Raw genomic sequence first — 15,619 nt, forward strand, 5'->3', positions numbered from 1 at the left:
GGCCCGAGGACCCGCCGGCCTCACCGGGCCACCGCAAAATGGGCAGACCCACCGGACCACCGGAGAACCGGATCCGTCGGGCCAAAAACAATGCCCGCGCAGCTCCCCAGCTGCGCGGGCATCTTTTTGCCGTCCGCCGCACCCCCGTCCCCACGGGGTTTCATGGCCGGATGTCCCCGCCCGGACCGCTCATCCGGGCCTGAGGCGCCGCTCAGCGCCCCAGCATCACGCCCACGGACGACGCTTGTGTGACCACTGACTCCCAGCCGCCGAAGACGACCACGAGCAGGGCCGCCAGAGGAAGGACCATCGCTGTCGCCACCAAGGGGTGGCGCTGACCCTGACGACGCGGGCGGAACGCGGCGCTGTATGCCCTGCGTCCCTGCGTGCGGATCGCCGTCCGCGGTGCCGTGTGGGCCATGGTCCCTCTCCTGACCGAGCATCTGTGTGGTTGGCAGCGGCGGGTGTCTGACCTCGGGGGACGAGTGCTGCACCCGCCGCTTGACCTCAAATCTATGGGCGCGGCGACCCCGGGTCGTCATGCCCTCGTACCGATTGCCGGGCCTCCCGGAGGATGAGCGATGACCTGCGGTGTACTCCCCTGGGTGGAGACGGGGACCTAGGTCTCAGGGTCTTCCCGGAGGGGGCGGGCGGTGTGCCCCTACTGTTCCGAGCTGTCCTCCCTGGGCACCGGCTGCTCGACCAGCGCCAGCACCCGCGTCGCCATGAAGCGCGCGGTGCGCACGACTGATCCGCTTCGGGTGACTTCGCTCACTTCCACGACACCTCGGCGTACCGCTGTCTCCACCCTGCGGCCCGCCCTGCTGGCCACCACCTCGTACGTGCGCGTCGTGTCCCCGGCGTCCACGACTATCTCCACGCGATCACCTTTCACGGGCTCAATCCCCCTTCTGCGACGGATGGTTGGGATCACAGCCGGCCCAAGGCCGCGCTGTTCGCGCCTTCCCTGACCACCTCTCAAGTTTCCCACCCGGCACTGACAATCGATCGGACCGTGAGGGCGCGGCCTCTGCGCGCTCCCGGCCGCGGAAACGTAAGCTGTGGCTCGTCAAACGGACCGGGCAGCGGGGATGGACATGGCGATGATGCGCCTGAGGCGCGAGGACCCGCGTGTCGTCGGCTCGTTCAGGCTTCACAGACGGCTCGGCGCGGGTGGGATGGGCGTGGTCTACCTGGGCTCCGACCGCCGTGGGCAGCGGGTCGCGCTCAAGGTGATCCGGCCGGATCTGGCGGAGGATCAGGAGTTCCGGTCACGGTTCGCGCGCGAGGTCTCGGCGGCCCGGCGGATCAGGGGCGGCTGCACGGCCCGGCTCGTCGCCGCCGATCTCGACGCGGAGCGGCCCTGGTTCGCCACGCAGTACGTGCCGGGGCCCTCGCTGCACGACAAGGTCGCCGAGGAGGGCCCGATGGCGGCCGCCGACGTGGCCGCCGTGGGCGCCGCGCTCTCCGAGGGACTCGTGGCGGTGCACGAGGCGGGGGTCGTGCACCGCGACCTGAAGCCGTCCAACATCCTGCTGTCCCCGAAGGGGCCGCGGATCATCGACTTCGGTATCGCCTGGGCGACGGGGGCCTCCACCCTCACCCATGTCGGGACCGCCGTCGGCTCGCCCGGCTTCCTGGCGCCCGAGCAGGTGCGCGGCGCCGCCGTCACCCCGGCCACGGACGTCTTCGCGCTGGGCGCCACCCTGGCGTACGCGGCGACCTCCGACTCGCCCTTCGGACACGGCAGTTCCGAGGTGATGCTCTACCGAGTGGTGCACGAGGAACCGCAGCTGCACGGCGTGCCCGACGCACTGGCCCCGCTCGTCCGGGCCTGTCTCGCCAAGGACCCCGAGGAGCGCCCCAGCACGCTCCAACTGTCCCTGCGGCTCAAGGAGATCGCGGCTCGCGAGGCACAGGGCATGACGGACGCCCGGCCGCCCGCGCAGCGCAACGACCCCGACCGGCCCACGGGGCGCCTCGCCGAGCAGTACGCCGAGCAGCCCACCCAGCGCCGCCCGCAAGGCACTCCCCCGCCGCGCTCCGGCGGGACGAACGGCGGCGGCTCCCGGCCCGCGCCGTCGGGTTCGCGCCCCACGCCCTCCCGGAACACCGGCCGGTCCGGCAGCCGGCCCGCGCCCCGCAGCGGGACCGGCCGGCCGGGGCCGCGGACCACCGGGACCGGGCGCCGGCCCGCCAACCCGCGGCTGCTGCGGCAGCGCCTGTTCGTGTTCGTCGTGGTGACGCTGCTCGTCGCCCTGGGCATCGCGGTGGCGCAGGGCTGCCAGGGTCCGGCGCGGGGGCTCGACGACGGGGACGGGCGCCAGGTCGTACACGTCCTCCGGCAGGGACTGCCGTCGTCCTGGCCCGCGCCCACCGGGGACACCGGGGGCGCGCGGTACGGGGGCTTCAGCGGGACGGCCGGTTAGCCCGAAGCGCGTGCCCGCGCTGAGATCCGGGAGTCCGGGCGACGTCCGCCCGTCCGGGACGGGGACCGGAACAGTCCACGCTCCCCGCGACCGGACAACGGCCGGTCAGACGCCGGGGCGACCCGTCGCCACCGCGTAGAACGCGACCGCGGCCGCCGCACCCACGTTGAGGGAGTCGACACCGCGCGCCATCGGGATGCGGACCCATTCGTCCGCCGCCATCAGGGCCTTCGTGGACAGGCCGTCGCCCTCCGCGCCGAGCATCAGCGCGACCCGTTCCATCCGGTGCGGGGCCGCCTCGTCGAGGGAACGCGCCTTCTCGTCCGGGGTGAGGGCGAGCAGAGTGAAGCCCGCCCCGCGGACCGACTCCAGGCCCCTGGGCCAGCTGTCGAGACGCGCGTAGGGGACGGAGAAGACCGCGCCCATGGAGACCTTCACGGAGCGGCGGTAGAGCGGGTCGGCGCAGTCCGGGGACAGGAGGACCGCGTCCATGCCGAGGGCGGCGGCGGAACGGAAGATCGCGCCGATGTTGGTGTGGTCGTTGACCGCCTCCATGACGACCACCCGGCGGGCGGAGCCCAGGAGTTCGTCCGCCGTCGGCAACGGTTTGCGCTGCATGGAGGCGAGCGCGCCGCGGTGCACGTGGTAGCCGGTGACCTGCTCGGCGAGCTCCGGGCTGACCGCGTAGACCGGTGCGGGCAGTTCGTCGATGACATCGCGCATGACGTCGACCCACTTGGCGGACAGGAGCATGGAACGCATCTCGTATCCGGCGTCCTTGGCCCGTCTGATGACCTTCTCGCCCTCGGCGATGAACAGACCCTCGGCGGGTTCGCGCTTTCGGCGCAGTTCCACGTCGGTCAGGCCCGTGTAGTCGCGCAGACGCGGGTCGTCGGGGTTCTCGACGGTGATGAGATCGGCCACAGGGTGATACTGCCTTGTCCTGAGTGCGGTGCCAACGGCTGGGAAGGGGTCGGGTTACCCCGGGTTACTCGGATACGTCCGGAGCCGGCCGTACCGGTTGTCCGGGGCCCACGTTCACGACGTCGCCGACGACGATCACCGCGGGCGGCTTCACGTCCTGCGCGACGACGGTCTCGGCGACCGTCGCCAGGGTCGCGTCGACCCGGCGCTGCGCGGCGGTCGTGCCCTCCTGGACCAGGGCGACGGGGGTGTCGGCCGGCTTGCCGTGGGCCATCAGGGTCTCGGCGATCCGGCCGATCTTGTCGACGCCCATGAGGACGACGAGTGTGCCGCGCAGGGCGGCGAGGGCCGGCCAGTCGACGAGGGAGCGTTCGTCGTCGGGGGCGACATGACCGCTCACCACGGTGAACTCGTGCGCGACACCCCGGTGGGTGACCGGGATACCGGCCGCACCTGGCACCGAGATCGAGCTGGAGATGCCGGGGACCACGGTGCAGGCGATGCCCGCCGCCGCGAGCGCCTGGGCCTCCTCCATGCCACGGCCGAAGACGAAGGGGTCGCCGCCCTTGAGACGGACGACGGACTTGCCCTGTTGCGCGTGCTCGATCAGCGCGTTGTTGATCGCTTCCTGGGCCATGTACCGGCCGTACGGGATCTTCGCCGCGTCGATGACCTCGACGTGCGGCGGGAGTTCGGCCAGCAGGTCGCGCGGGCCGAGACGGTCGGCGATGACCACGTCGGCCTCGGCGAGCAGACGGCGGCCGCGGACCGTGATCAGGTCCGGGTCACCGGGGCCGCCGCCGACCAGTGCGACACCGGGGGCACGGGTGCGGTGGTGCGGCGCCACCAGGGTCCCGTCGCGGAGTCCCTCGACCACCGCGTCACGGATCGCCGCCGTGTGCCGGGGGTCGCGGCCCCGCGCGTCCGTCGTGAGGACCGCGACCGTCACGCCCTCGCTGTGCCCCGTCGCCGGGGTCCAGGCCGTCGCCGCGTCGGCGTCGTCGGAGCGGACGCACCAGACGCGGTGCCGCTCGGCCTCGGCGGAGGCCGCCGCGCTCGCCCCCGGATCACTGATGGCGATCAGGGCGTACCAGGCACCGGCGAGGTCGCCGTCCTCGTAGGGACGCCTGGTCCAGGTGACCTCGCCCGCGTCCGCCATCGCCTCGACGGAGGGGGTCGCTTCCGGTGACACGAGGTGCACGTCCGCGCCCGCCGCGATGAGCGCGGGGAGACGGCGCTGGGCCACCTGACCGCCGCCGAGGACGACCACGCGGCGGCCGGTGAGACGGAGACCTACGGGGTAGGCGGGGTGTTCGGCCATGGCGGTGCGGCTCCTCGGACGGACGGTGCGGTGGGGCGCGCCGCGGCTGTGGAGCGGCCCTGACGTGGGGATTTTAGGCGCCGGTCCGGTGAACGGGCCGGGTGGGGGTTCCTTCCCGGGCCCGCCTCCTCCCGAAACCGGGGCGGTGCCCCGGCCCGGCGTGCGGGCGGCCTCGCGGTGGTGGGCAGGTGCTCCGCACCGCGGAACACCTGCCCACCACGGCCGGCCGGCTACTTCTCGGTGACGCCCGCGGAATCGAACGTCGCCACCTCGTGCATGGCGCGCGCCGCGCTCTGCACCACGGGCAGGGCCAGCAGCGCGCCGGTTCCCTCGCCGAGGCGGAGGTCGAGGTCGATCAGCGGGCGCAGGCCCAGCTTGTTCAGGGCCGCCACATGGCCCGGTTCCGCGCTGCGGTGGCCCGCGATGCAGGCCGCCAGCACCTCGGGAGCGATGGCGCGGGCCACCAGGGCCGCCGCGCCGGCGCTGACACCGTCCAGGATCACCGGCGTACGGAGGGAGGCACCGCCCAGCAGCAGGCCGACCATCGCCGCGTGTTCGAGGCCGCCGATGGCCGCGAGGACGCCGATGGGGTCGGCCGGGTCCGGCTGGTGGAGTTCGATGGCGCGCCGCACGACCTCGGTCTTGCGGGCCAGGGTCTCGTCGTTGATGCCGGTGCCCCGGCCCGTCACCTCGGACGGGTCGGCGCCGGTGAAGACCGAGATCAGGGCGGCGGACGCGGTGGTGTTGGCGATGCCCATCTCACCGGTCAGGAGTGCCTTGTTGCCGGCCGCCACCAGGTCGCGGGCCGTCTCGATGCCCACCTCGATCGCCGCGGTGACCTCCTCGCGGGTCATCGCGGGACCGGTGGTCATGTCGGCGGTGCCCGCGCGGACCTTGCGCGGCAGGAGCCCCGGCGTCGCGGGGAGGTCGGAGGCGACACCCACGTCGACGACGCAGACCTCCGCCCCGACCTGGTTGGCGAACGCGTTGCAGACCGCGCCGCCGCCCAGGAAGTTGGCCACCATCTGGGCGGTGACCTCCTGCGGCCACGGGGTGACGCCCTGGGCGTGCACACCGTGGTCGCCGGCGAAGATCGCGACGGCGGCGGGCTCCGGGATCGGCGGCGGGCACATCCGGGACAGACCCGACAGCTGCGCGGAGATGATCTCCAGCATGCCGAGCGCGCCCGCGGGCTTGGTCATCCGCTTCTGCCGCTCCCATGCCTCGCCGAGCGCCTTGGCGTCCAGCGGGCGGATGTTGGAGACGGTCTCGGCGAGCAGGTCGTGCGGCTCCTCGCCGGGCAGCGCGCGTCGGCCGTACGTCTCCTCGTGCACGACCCAGGACAGCGGACGGCGCTTGGACCAGCCCGCCTGCATGAGCTCGGGCTCCTCCGGGAACTCGTCGACGTAGCCGACGCAGAGATACGCCACGACGTCCAGGTGTTCGGGCAGGCCGAGGGCGCGGACCATCTCGCGCTCGTCGAAGAAACTGACCCAGCCGACACCGAGACCCTCGGCACGCGCCGCGAGCCACAGGTTCTGGACGGCGAGCGCGGACGAGTAGGGGGCCATCTGCGGCTGGGTGTGCCGGCCCAGGGTGTGGCGGCCGCCGCGGGTCGGGTCGGCGGTGACGACGATGTTCACCGGGGTGTCGAGGATCGCCTCGATCTTCAGTTCCTTGAACTGCTTGGCACGGCCCTTGGGCAGCGACTTGGCGTACGCCTCGCGCTGACGGGCCGCCAGTTCGTGCATCGTGCGGCGCGTCTCGGCGGAACGGATGACGACGAAGTCCCAGGGCTGGGAGTGGCCCACGGACGGCGCGGTGTGCGCGGCCTCCAGGACCCGCAGCAGGACGTCGTGCGGGATCGGGTCGTTGCGGAAGCCGTTGCGGATGTCGCGGCGCTCGCGCATCACGCGCAGGACCGCCTCGCGTTCGGCGTCGTCGTAGCCGGGGGCCGCCGGGCCGGTGGACTCTCGTACGTCTTCCACTGCGGCCGTGCTCTCTTCCTGGTCGGCGACCTGGGTGTCCAGGTCCTCCGCTTGCTGTGCGACTACGGGCTCCGGGTCCGCGTCGAGGGGCTCGGGTACGGGGGGCGCCTCCGCCTCGCGGGGTGCGGGCACCGGGGCGGCGTGCTCCTCCTGGTGGGCGGGAGTCTCCGTGATCCGTCCGGGCGCGGCCTCCGGCGGGCCGGCGAAGGCCGGGGCCTGCTCGTGGGCGGATTCCTCGGCCGGGAGCCACTCCTGCGTGGGCAGCGGCGGCACGGTCATGGCGTGCGGCGGGGTCGGGGCGAGGTGCGGGGTCGTCGGCACCTGTCCTTCGACGGGCACGAACCGGCCGAGCGAGTCGTCCGCCGAGGGGTCCGCGGAGAGGTTCCGGAAGCCGGACCCGTCCCGCGCCTCGCCGTGGAGGTCCTCGTCCTGCGACGGGTTCGCCACGTGGGACGCCCCGTCGTGCGGCTGGTTCGCGGGCGGGTGGGACGCCTCGCCGTGCGCGCCGCCGCCGCCCGGAACGCCGGCGGCGGCCTCGGCGAACGCGGCGTGCGCCTCGGCGGGGGGCGCGAACTGGGCGGCCTCCGCGAATCCGCTCTCCGCCCCGCCCGCGCGGCCACCTGCCGCGACGTGCGCGAACGGCTCCGCCGATTCCGGGATGTGGACACCGGCGTCGACGAACCGGACGGCGCGGTCCGGGAACCGCGCCGCCTGCTCGGCCGCGTGGGCGGCCTGCTCGACGAAGGGGACGGCCCGGCCCGCGAATTGCGCGCCCTGATCGGTGAGACGGCCCGCCGGGTCGGCGAGGTGGACGGACGGGTCGACGGCGTCCGGTGCGGCCGGGTGAGCCGCCTGGTCCAGGTGCGCGCCCTGGTCCAGGTGGGCGGCCTGGTCCAGGTGGGCGGCCTCGGCCTGGGTGGGCCGGTCCCGCTCGGCCTCGTCCTGGACGGACTGGAACACCTGCTCGGGCGTCAGGTCGCCTTCGTCCACGGGAACCCCCGCCGGGGCGGCGTGCCCGGACACATGGGCGTCGGGCGCCTGCTCGGCGGCATCGTCGTCCGCCGTCGGCTCCGCGTGCGAAGCGTCGCCGGCCGCCGCCGACGAGTCGGCGTCGGAGGCCTCCGGGACCAGCGGGTCCGGTGTGCAAGTGGGCTCGGAGTCCTGCGCGGCCTCCCCACCAGCCGGCGCGAGGTGCTCCTGTGCCGGCTCCGCCGTGCGGTCGGCCTCCGGCGCCGCGGGACTCTGCGCGAGAGCCGCGTCCGGTGCCGCCGCGTCGGCGTCGAGAGGCGACGTGAGTCCCGCGTGCCCGGCCTCTTCGACGGCCTGGTGCGCCAGGGGGGACTCCGCGGTACCCGACGGTTCGTCATACGCCGGCGCCGCCCCGAACGCCGTCTCCGGTCCGGCGGCGAAGCCGGCCTCGGGGCTCTCCCCCGCGGCCGGGACGACCGTTTCTTCAGCCGTCGGCCCGGGACCGGCGGGCGGCGCCCCCCAGGGCACCGCGCCCTGCGGCGGGATCTCGGAGAGCTGCGGCACGTCGAGGTACTCGGGACCCACCGTCGCGGGACCGGCGTGCCGGACCGGCGTCGCGGGGTTCATCGCGTGGGCGGGGGTGGCGAGCGGTGCGGAGGCGGGGCCGCGGTCGGCGAGCGAGCGCACCGGTCCTGCGGATACGTCCGGGGTCGGCGGGCCGAGGTGCAGTGGGCGGCGCGGCGCGACCGGCTGCGCGGCGGGTACGGGGGCGGCCCCGCGGACGGCGCTGAGGTCGACCGAACCGCTGTCCCGGCCGGCGGTCTCGTGCGGACCCGGTTCGTGGACGAGGGGCTGGGGGGCAGGCGGGCCCACCTCGTTGCCCCAGGCACCCTGGGCACCCGGCATGAGGAGCAGGTCGTCGTCCTCGGCGTGGTTCTCGGAGGGGTCGAGGAAGGTGTACGCGTCCGGGGCGGGGGCGCCCGGCTGCTCCACCATGCCTGCGTTCTCCGGCAGTCCCTCGCCCGGGACCTGGCCGGTGTCGGTCATGCGTACCCCTCGCCCATCGGTTAGTGCTTCCAAGTCCTGCTCGCCCGGAACGGCGCACCGACCGCCCCACAGTGAAGAACGAGCGTGCGTGCCCAGCGGCACGAACGACCGGCCAACAAAGACGACAAAGCCATTAACTGGCATTGTCCCGGTCGTCCGACCCTCGCGACAGCTTGATCCGCGACGGCCCGCTGTGGACTGCGCCACGTTGCGCGTCCTCCGGTTCTGCCGTACCACACTCGCCTCAAAACGGGCGTGCTTTCCGGACATTGGCCCACGAAAGGCCGATCATCCGGGCGCGGTACAACGATCGGCCAGCCTACCGCGCGCGGTACGACAACAGGATCACGGGTTGCGGTCGGGAAGTCGGCCCGTGAGCAGGAACGCGACGCTCCGCTCCGTCTCCGTCCAGGCCCTCGTGTCGAGTTCGACGGACTGGATGAGGGCGCACTCGACCTGGTAGCCGTGCTCGGTGAGGTTGCGGCCGACGAGTTCGGCCGCGTCACGGGTCGCCGCGTGCGTCACGATGCGCTGCGGACGGCGGTCGGCGACCGCGGAGACGACCTCGGCTCCCCCGCCGCCCACCCGCACGACGTCGGGTTCGGGGAGGTTCTCCAGGACGTGCGGGGCGTCGCCGTGCACGATCTGCATCTGGACGCCGTAGCGGCGGGCGGAGTCATCGGTGCGGGTACAGGCCACCAGGTCGCGGTCCACCGCGATGACCGCGGCGCCGGTGCGGGCGGCCTCGGTGGCGAAGGCACCGCTGCCGGACCCGATGTCCCACACCAGGTCACCGGGGCGCGGACCCAGCCGGGCGAGTTGCGCAGCGCGCAGCAGATCCGTTTCGCCTTCTCCGAGCGCGCCGCCGTACGCCTCGGCGGGCAGCGCCCAGCCGCGTGGTTCGGTGGCCGGGTCGCGTCCGGCGATCCAGCCGCCGTCCTCTGCCGCGGCGACGAAGCCGCCGATGACGATGACGACGTTGGGGTCGCGCCAGGTGTGGTCGGCGGCCTTGTCGGAGGTGAGGATCGTGACCCGCTCGCGCGCGGTGCCGAGTTCCTCGCAGATGACGAAGGTGCGGTGGACGCCTTCGAGGAGCAGGCCGAGTTCGGCGGGGCCCGCACCGGGTGAGGTGAGGACGGCCACTTTGGTATGAGCTCGACATACATTCACCGCGCGTCGCAGCGAGCGGCCGTGTGCGACAACCACATGTGCGTCGTCCCAGGGCATTCCGGCGCGGGCGAAGGCGGCGGCGACCGAGGAGACGGCGGGCACGACCTCGACCTCGAGGCCGAACTCGGGAGCGCGCAGGGTGCGGACGACACCGAAGAAGCCCGGGTCCCCGTCGGCGAGGACGACGGCGCTGCCGCGGTGGCCCGCGATGCGGCGGGCGGCGAGGGCGACGCTGCCGAGCCGGATGCGCTCGGCGCCCCCGGGCACCTCGGGGAGCGTCAGATGGTGTGCCGCTCCGGCCACCAGGGTGGCCGCGCCGAGCGCGGATCGCGCCGCCGCGGTCAGGGGGGAGCCGTCCCAGCCGATCACCGTGACGCGGTCGGCCATCGTCGTCAGTCTCCAGAGGGTCTTCGCAGGTCGTCGGGGGGCAGCCCGTGGGTGGGCTCCGTGAGGGTACCTGGCCTTGCCGGACGGGGCCGCGCGCGGGTCCCACCGGGTGCGAGCGGATCCCTCGGGCCTCAGCGGTGCCGTCGGGTGCGAGCGGCGCCGAAGGGCGTGCGCGCTTGTCCGGGTCCGGTCGCGGGTGCCCCCGGGTTCCGGGGCCGGGTCGCCCTCGCGCTCGGTTCCGTGCTCCGTCCCGTGTCCGGTTCTGTGTTCAGTTCTGTGTGCCGTCCCGGGTTCAGTTCCAGTCGGAGAACGACGTGAAACCACTGGAGTCGGCGAACTGGTCGCCGACGCCTTCGAGATCCTCCGGGAGGAGGCTCCAGACGATGAAATCGGTGCGGTGGTCGACCCAACGGCCGTCCTCGGTGCGGCTGTGCGCTATGCACGCGTTGCGCAGCACGCCCTCGCTGATGCAGCCGATCTTCTGGGCGACCTGCTGGGAGGCGGTGTTGTCGGCCGCCGTGCGCACCTCGATGCGCTCGAACTTCTGGTCCCGGAAGAGCCATTGGGCGGTGGCGAGCGACGCCTCGGAGGCGTAGCCCTCGCCGCGGGCCCAGGGGGCGATGACGTAGGAGAGTTCGGTGGAGCGGATGTGCCAGTTCGTCTTGCCGAGCTGGATGATGCCGACCAGCCGCTGCGTGAGGAACTCGGTGACGGCGAGGTCGATGCCGCGTCCCGCCTGGCGTTCGGCGGGCGCGTACTCACTGATCCAGGTGCGCGCGCCCTCCTCGGTGAAGGGCTGGGGCACGTCGGTCCAGGCCGCGACCTGCTCGTCGTTCATCATTTCGGACAGGGCGGCGACGTCGTCCTCGTCGAGCGCGCGCAGGACCAACCGCTCCGTGCTGATGGAGATGTCGGGGAAGGTGCTAGTCATGCGCCGCTCCGTAACCGTCGGGGACATCGGGCCGTCGGAACCTGCGGGCCCGCTGAACTGCCCAGCATGCAGCATGAAAGCACCCAACCGCACCACGGGGTCCTCCCCCAACTGCCCGAAGGGGAACAGGGAAGGACCACCGGATGCGGATGTGGGTCCGTGCGGCGGCACGGATCGCGGGAACGGATCAGAAGGAGGGGATGACCGAGCCGGCGTACTTGTCCTCGATGAACTTCTTGACCTCGGGCGAGGTGAGGAGCTTGGCGAGCTTCTTCACCCGCGGGTCGTTCTCGTTGCCCTTCTTGACGGCGAGGAAGTTGCCGTACGGGTTGTTGTCCGGCGACTCCAGGACGAGGGCGTCCTTGGCGGGCTTGAGGCCCGCGGATATGGCGTAGTTGCCGTTGACGACCGCGGCGTCCACGTCGTCCAGGGAGCGCGGGGTCTGGGCCGCCTCGACCTCCTTGAACTTGAGGTTCTTCGGGTTCTTGGAGATGTCCCGCGGGGTCGCCTCGCTGCCGGCGCCGTCCTTGAGGGTGATGAGCCCCTTGGAGGCGAGCAGCTTCAGGGCGCGCGCCTCGTTGACGGCGTCGTTCGGGACCGCGACGGTCGCGCCGCTCTTGAGGGCGTCGGCGCTCTTCACCTTGTGGGAGTACAGGCCGAGCGGCTCCAGGTGCACGGTGACGACAGGCACGATGTGGGTGCCGCGCTTCTTGTTGAAGTCGTCCAGGTACGGCTTGTTCTGGAAGTAGTTGGCGTCCACCGAGCCGTCCTCGGTCGCCGTGTTCGGGACGATGTAGTCCTGGAACTCCTTGACCTCCAGGTCGAGGCCCGCCTTCTTCGCCAGGTTCTTCTTGACGAAGTTGAGGATCTCGGCGTGCGGGGTCGGGCTCGCGGCGACGATGAGCGGGCCGCTCGTGTCGGAGGCGGAGTCCTTGTCCGAGCCGCAGGCGGAGAGGCCGAGGGTGAGGGCTCCGGCGGCGAGGACGGCGGTGGTGATCTTGGCAGTGTTACGCACGAAAAGTGCCTTTCCTGAGGGGTGGAGCGTCCCCGTGTTCGGGTGGGACGGGGAAGTCTGCGGTTGGGGGTGAGGTGTGCGGGTGGCGGGTGAGGCGCTCGGGCGGCCCGGCTCAGACGGCCTTGCCGACGTCGGCGGTGGCGGCCTCCGCGGTGGCGCCGGCCTCCGCGGTCGTGGGCGTCCCGGCCTTCAGCAGCCGGAGCCTCGGCGCGGCGCCGGAGTGCCCGCCGCGTCGGTGCAGGCGGCGGGCCGCGTAGTCGCCGGCGAACTGGATGAGGGAGATGACCACGGCGAGGATGGCCACGGTGATCCACATCAGCCCGGTCTCGAAACGCTGGTAGCCGTAGCGGATGGCGATGTCGCCGAGGCCTCCCGCGCCGACGGTGCCCGCCATGGCCGAGTAGCCGATGAGGGCCACGACGGTGGTGGTCGCCGAGGAGATCAGCGAGGGCAGCGACTCCGGCACGAGCACCCTGCGCACGACGGTCCAGGTGTTACCGCCCATGGACTGCACGGCCTCGACGAGCCCGCCGTCCACTTCACGGACGGCCGTCTCGACGAGCCGCGCGAAGAACGGGATCGCGCCGATGGCGAGCGGCACGATCGCCGCCTCGCGACCGATCGTCGTTCCCGTGATCGTGCGTGTGAAGTTCATCAGCGCGACCATCAGGATGATGAACGGCATCGAGCGGGCGATGTTCACGACCTGCCCTGTGACCTTGTTCGCGGCGACGTTCTGCAGGAGTCCGCCGCGGTCGGTGAGGACGAGCAGGATGCCGAGCGGCAGACCCCCCACGACGGCGATCAGTGTGGACCAGCCGACCATGTAGAGGGTGTCCCAACACGCCTGGGACAGCAGCGGGTGCATCTCCGACCAGGTCACTTGGCACCGTCCTTCACGAGTGCGGGCTCCTGGCCCTGGACGTCGATCTGCAGGCCCTGCTCGCGCAGGAATCCGATCGGCACGACGTTCTCGTCGTAGCGGCCGGGCAGTTCGATGCGCATCCGGCCGACCTGCTTGCCGCCGACGGTGTCCATCGCGGCGCCGAGGATGGAGATGTCGATGTTGTAGGTGCGGGAGAGCTGCGAGATGACGGGCTGTGTCGCGGCCTCGCCGTGGAAGGTGACGTCGACGACCGTGCGGTCGTCACCGGAGGCGTCGCCGCTGACCGGGAAGAGCGCGGAGGCCAGCTCGGAGCCGGGGGTCGCGAGCAGTTCGCTCACCGTGCCCGACTCCACGATGCGGCCGTTCTCCATGAGCGCGGCCGAGTCGCAGACGGTCTTGACGACGTCCATCTCGTGGGTGATGAGCAGGACGGTCAGACCCAGTTGCCGGTTCAGGTCGCGGATCAGCTGGAGGATGGAACGGGTCGTCTCGGGGTCGAGGGCGCTGGTGGCCTCGTCGGAGAGCAGCACCTTGGGGTCGCCGGCCAGGGCGCGGGCGATGCCGACGCGCTGCTTCTGGCCGCCGGAGAGCTGTGCGGGATAGACCTTCGCCTTGTCGGACAGGCCGACCAGGTCGAGCAGACCGAGCGCCTTGGTGGAGCGCTCCTTCCCCGAGATGCCGAGGATCTCGAGCGGCAGTTCGACGTTCTCCTGGACGGTGCGCGAGGACAGCAGGTTGAAGTGCTGGAAGACCATGCCGATACGGCTGCGCGCCCGGCGGAGCTCCTTGCCGGCGCGCGGACCGCGTCCGACGAGGGCGGTGAGGTCCTGTCCGGCGACGGTGACCGTGCCGGCGGTAGGACGCTCCAGGAGGTTGACGCAGCGGATGAGCGAGGACTTGCCGGCGCCGGACTGGCCGATGACGCCGTACACCTCGCCTTCGCGGACATGCAGATCGACGCCGTCGAGGGCGGTCACTTCACGGCCGCGCGAGCGGTAGACCTTGCTGAGGCCCGTTGTCGTGATCACTGGGGTTTCCGTCACTGTCGAGTGCGGGGCGTGGGTGTGCTCCGGCACGGGTGCATTCGGTCTTGAACGCGGCACGGTTCTCGCGATGGCGATGGAACCGGGGGGAACCGGGAGGAGAACGTGTGCGCGGGGCAGCCCCTGTCACGTACGCGGTACGGACTCAGGGCGCGGCGGTCCCGCTTCGGGGCGCGGGATCAGGCGGTGGTGCGGGGGCCCTCTAGAAGGCGCACATTCGACACATACAACGAGCACCGGGCGTCATGGTCGCCTCGGTCGCAAGGGTGCGGCTGCTCGTCGTGGTCATGGAGTGAAGTAAAGCAGACGGAGTGACTCGGCCCCGAACCGCTGTCCGCATCGTGGACAGCGGTGGACACTTCTCAGCCGCGGACGGAGATCTCCACGCCCCCGTCCGTGACCAGCGCGGACAGGGCCGAGAGGTCCTTCACCACCAGGTCCGCGACCAGCTCGGAAGCCGCGTGGGTTGTGGCCAACGCCACGGTGGTCATGCCGGCGGCGCGGCCCGCCTGGAGCCCGGCCGGAGCGTCCTCGAAGACGACACAGCGGGCCGGGTCGACACCCAGCTCACGGGCGGCGAGGAGGTAGGGCTCGGGGTCGGGCTTGCCGCGGGTGACGTCGTCGGCGCAGACCAGGGTCTTGGGCCGGACACCGACCTCGTCGAGCCGGGCCTCGGCCAGCCGCCGGGTGGCGGAGGTGACGACCGCCCAGCGCTCCGCGGGCAGCGAGCCGAGGAAGTCGGCGGTTCCGGGCAGCAGCAGGACGCCGCCCGGAACGTCCTCGACCTCCAGCTGCTCGATGCGCGCGAGGGCCTCGGGGACGATGTCGGCGGGCAGCAGGTCGGCGGCTATCTCGACGGCGGGGCGGCCGTGCAGTTCGATCCGGGCGAAGTCCTCGGCGGTGATCCCGTACTCCCGCGCCCAGCGGGTCCAGCAGCGGTTCACCGACTCCAGGGACGAGACGAGGGTTCCGTCGTTGTCGAACAGCAGGGCGTCAGCGTGGATCTTCATGTCCCCGACCCTACGGGGCGGCCGGGGGCGAGGGCATCGGGCCTTTTGGCCCGTAATAGGGTCACGGCATGCTTGATGCCCTGACGGTCGCGACCGCCGTCGCCGCGCTCGTGCTCGCCGCCTGGTGCGGCTGGGCCGCCTACCGTGATCAGCCCACCAAGGACTGGCACTTCATCGGCATGGCCGTGGTGTCACTGCTCGCCGCGGTCCAGCTGGTGATCGGCATCGTCCAGCTGGCACGCGGCGAGAAGGCGGAGCAGGGCACGACGATCTTCGTGGCCTATCTGCTCGGGGCCTTCGTGTGCGTACCGGCCGTGGCCTTCATGTCGCTGGCGGAGCGCACCCGCTGGGGTTCGATCACGGTGGCGGCCGGCGGCGTGGTGCTCGCCGTCCTCGAAGTGCGCCTGTACGACATCTGGGGAGGCTGACGTGACGAAGGCCGAGGTCACCGTGACCGAGGAAGAAGCGACCGGACGGAAACGGACGCGGCTCATCAGCG

General features: G+C 72.3%; 13 protein-coding genes. 2 read left to right on the forward strand and 11 right to left on the reverse strand.

Annotated elements, in window-relative coordinates; all coding sequences use genetic code 11:
• Positions 1–211: 211 nt before the first annotated feature.
• Together ACFVTC_RS12460 and ACFVTC_RS12465 are read right to left on the reverse strand one after the other, a co-directional pair.
• A complete protein-coding gene (locus ACFVTC_RS12460; protein ID WP_148007775.1) occupies positions 212–421 on the reverse strand; it encodes a hypothetical protein in 210 nt (69 codons plus the stop codon).
• Positions 422–661: 240 nt separating this feature from the next.
• Positions 662–895, reverse strand: coding sequence for a hypothetical protein (locus tag ACFVTC_RS12465; RefSeq protein WP_081223398.1), 234 nt, complete (start codon positions 893–895; stop codon positions 662–664).
• Positions 896–1,091: 196 nt separating this feature from the next.
• On the opposite strand from ACFVTC_RS12465, the gene ACFVTC_RS12470 reads away from it, so the two are divergent.
• Positions 1,092–2,429 (forward strand): serine/threonine-protein kinase, encoded by a 1,338-nt coding sequence (locus tag ACFVTC_RS12470; RefSeq protein WP_390126542.1) that lies wholly within the window; start codon positions 1,092–1,094, stop codon positions 2,427–2,429.
• A 105-nt stretch (positions 2,430–2,534) separates the two neighbouring features.
• Here ACFVTC_RS12470 and ACFVTC_RS12475 read toward each other — a convergent pair whose 3' ends face one another.
• From ACFVTC_RS12475 to ACFVTC_RS12515, 9 genes are all read right to left on the reverse strand, one after another.
• Positions 2,535–3,353 (reverse strand): TrmH family RNA methyltransferase, encoded by an 819-nt coding sequence (locus ACFVTC_RS12475; RefSeq protein ID WP_390126543.1) that lies wholly within the window; start codon positions 3,351–3,353, stop codon positions 2,535–2,537.
• 64 nt (positions 3,354–3,417) lie between these two features.
• Positions 3,418–4,674, reverse strand: coding sequence for a uroporphyrinogen-III C-methyltransferase (cobA, locus tag ACFVTC_RS12480; protein WP_390126544.1), 1,257 nt, complete (start codon positions 4,672–4,674; stop codon positions 3,418–3,420).
• Between the two features lie 230 nt (positions 4,675–4,904).
• Positions 4,905–8,678: a nicotinate-nucleotide--dimethylbenzimidazole phosphoribosyltransferase gene (gene cobT, locus ACFVTC_RS12485; RefSeq protein WP_390126545.1), complete on the reverse strand. Its 3,774-nt coding sequence runs from the start codon at positions 8,676–8,678 to the stop codon at positions 4,905–4,907.
• A gap of 345 nt (positions 8,679–9,023) precedes the next feature.
• Positions 9,024–10,235, reverse strand: a complete 1,212-nt coding sequence (gene cbiE / locus ACFVTC_RS12490) for a precorrin-6y C5,15-methyltransferase (decarboxylating) subunit CbiE (protein ID WP_390126546.1) — start codon at positions 10,233–10,235, stop codon at positions 9,024–9,026.
• Between the two features lie 292 nt (positions 10,236–10,527).
• Complete coding sequence (locus ACFVTC_RS12495) at positions 10,528–11,166, reverse strand: GNAT family N-acetyltransferase (RefSeq protein WP_390126547.1); 639 nt, start codon at positions 11,164–11,166, stop codon at positions 10,528–10,530.
• Positions 11,167–11,353: 187 nt separating this feature from the next.
• On the reverse strand, positions 11,354–12,181 hold the full coding sequence (locus ACFVTC_RS12500; RefSeq protein WP_390126548.1) for a MetQ/NlpA family ABC transporter substrate-binding protein: 828 nt from the start codon (positions 12,179–12,181) through the stop codon (positions 11,354–11,356).
• A gap of 112 nt (positions 12,182–12,293) precedes the next feature.
• Positions 12,294–13,064, reverse strand: a complete 771-nt coding sequence (locus ACFVTC_RS12505; RefSeq protein ID WP_390126549.1) for a methionine ABC transporter permease — start codon at positions 13,062–13,064, stop codon at positions 12,294–12,296.
• Positions 13,061–14,095: a methionine ABC transporter ATP-binding protein gene (locus ACFVTC_RS12510; RefSeq protein ID WP_390126550.1), complete on the reverse strand. Its 1,035-nt coding sequence runs from the start codon at positions 14,093–14,095 to the stop codon at positions 13,061–13,063. The genes ACFVTC_RS12505 and ACFVTC_RS12510 overlap by 4 nt, the downstream gene beginning before the upstream one ends.
• 377 nt (positions 14,096–14,472) lie before the next feature.
• On the reverse strand, positions 14,473–15,120 hold the full coding sequence (locus tag ACFVTC_RS12515) for an HAD family hydrolase (RefSeq protein WP_390126551.1): 648 nt from the start codon (positions 15,118–15,120) through the stop codon (positions 14,473–14,475).
• Between the two features lie 68 nt (positions 15,121–15,188).
• Here ACFVTC_RS12515 and ACFVTC_RS12520 point away from each other — a divergent pair, with 68 nt between their 5' ends.
• Entirely contained in the window at positions 15,189–15,548 is a 360-nt protein-coding gene (locus tag ACFVTC_RS12520; RefSeq protein WP_168527222.1) for a hypothetical protein, read from the forward strand.
• Positions 15,549–15,619 lie beyond the last annotated feature (71 nt).

This window comes from Streptomyces sp. NPDC057950 (assembly GCF_042887295.1).
In the GTDB taxonomy this organism is placed as follows: domain Bacteria; phylum Actinomycetota; class Actinomycetes; order Streptomycetales; family Streptomycetaceae; genus Streptomyces; species Streptomyces kaempferi.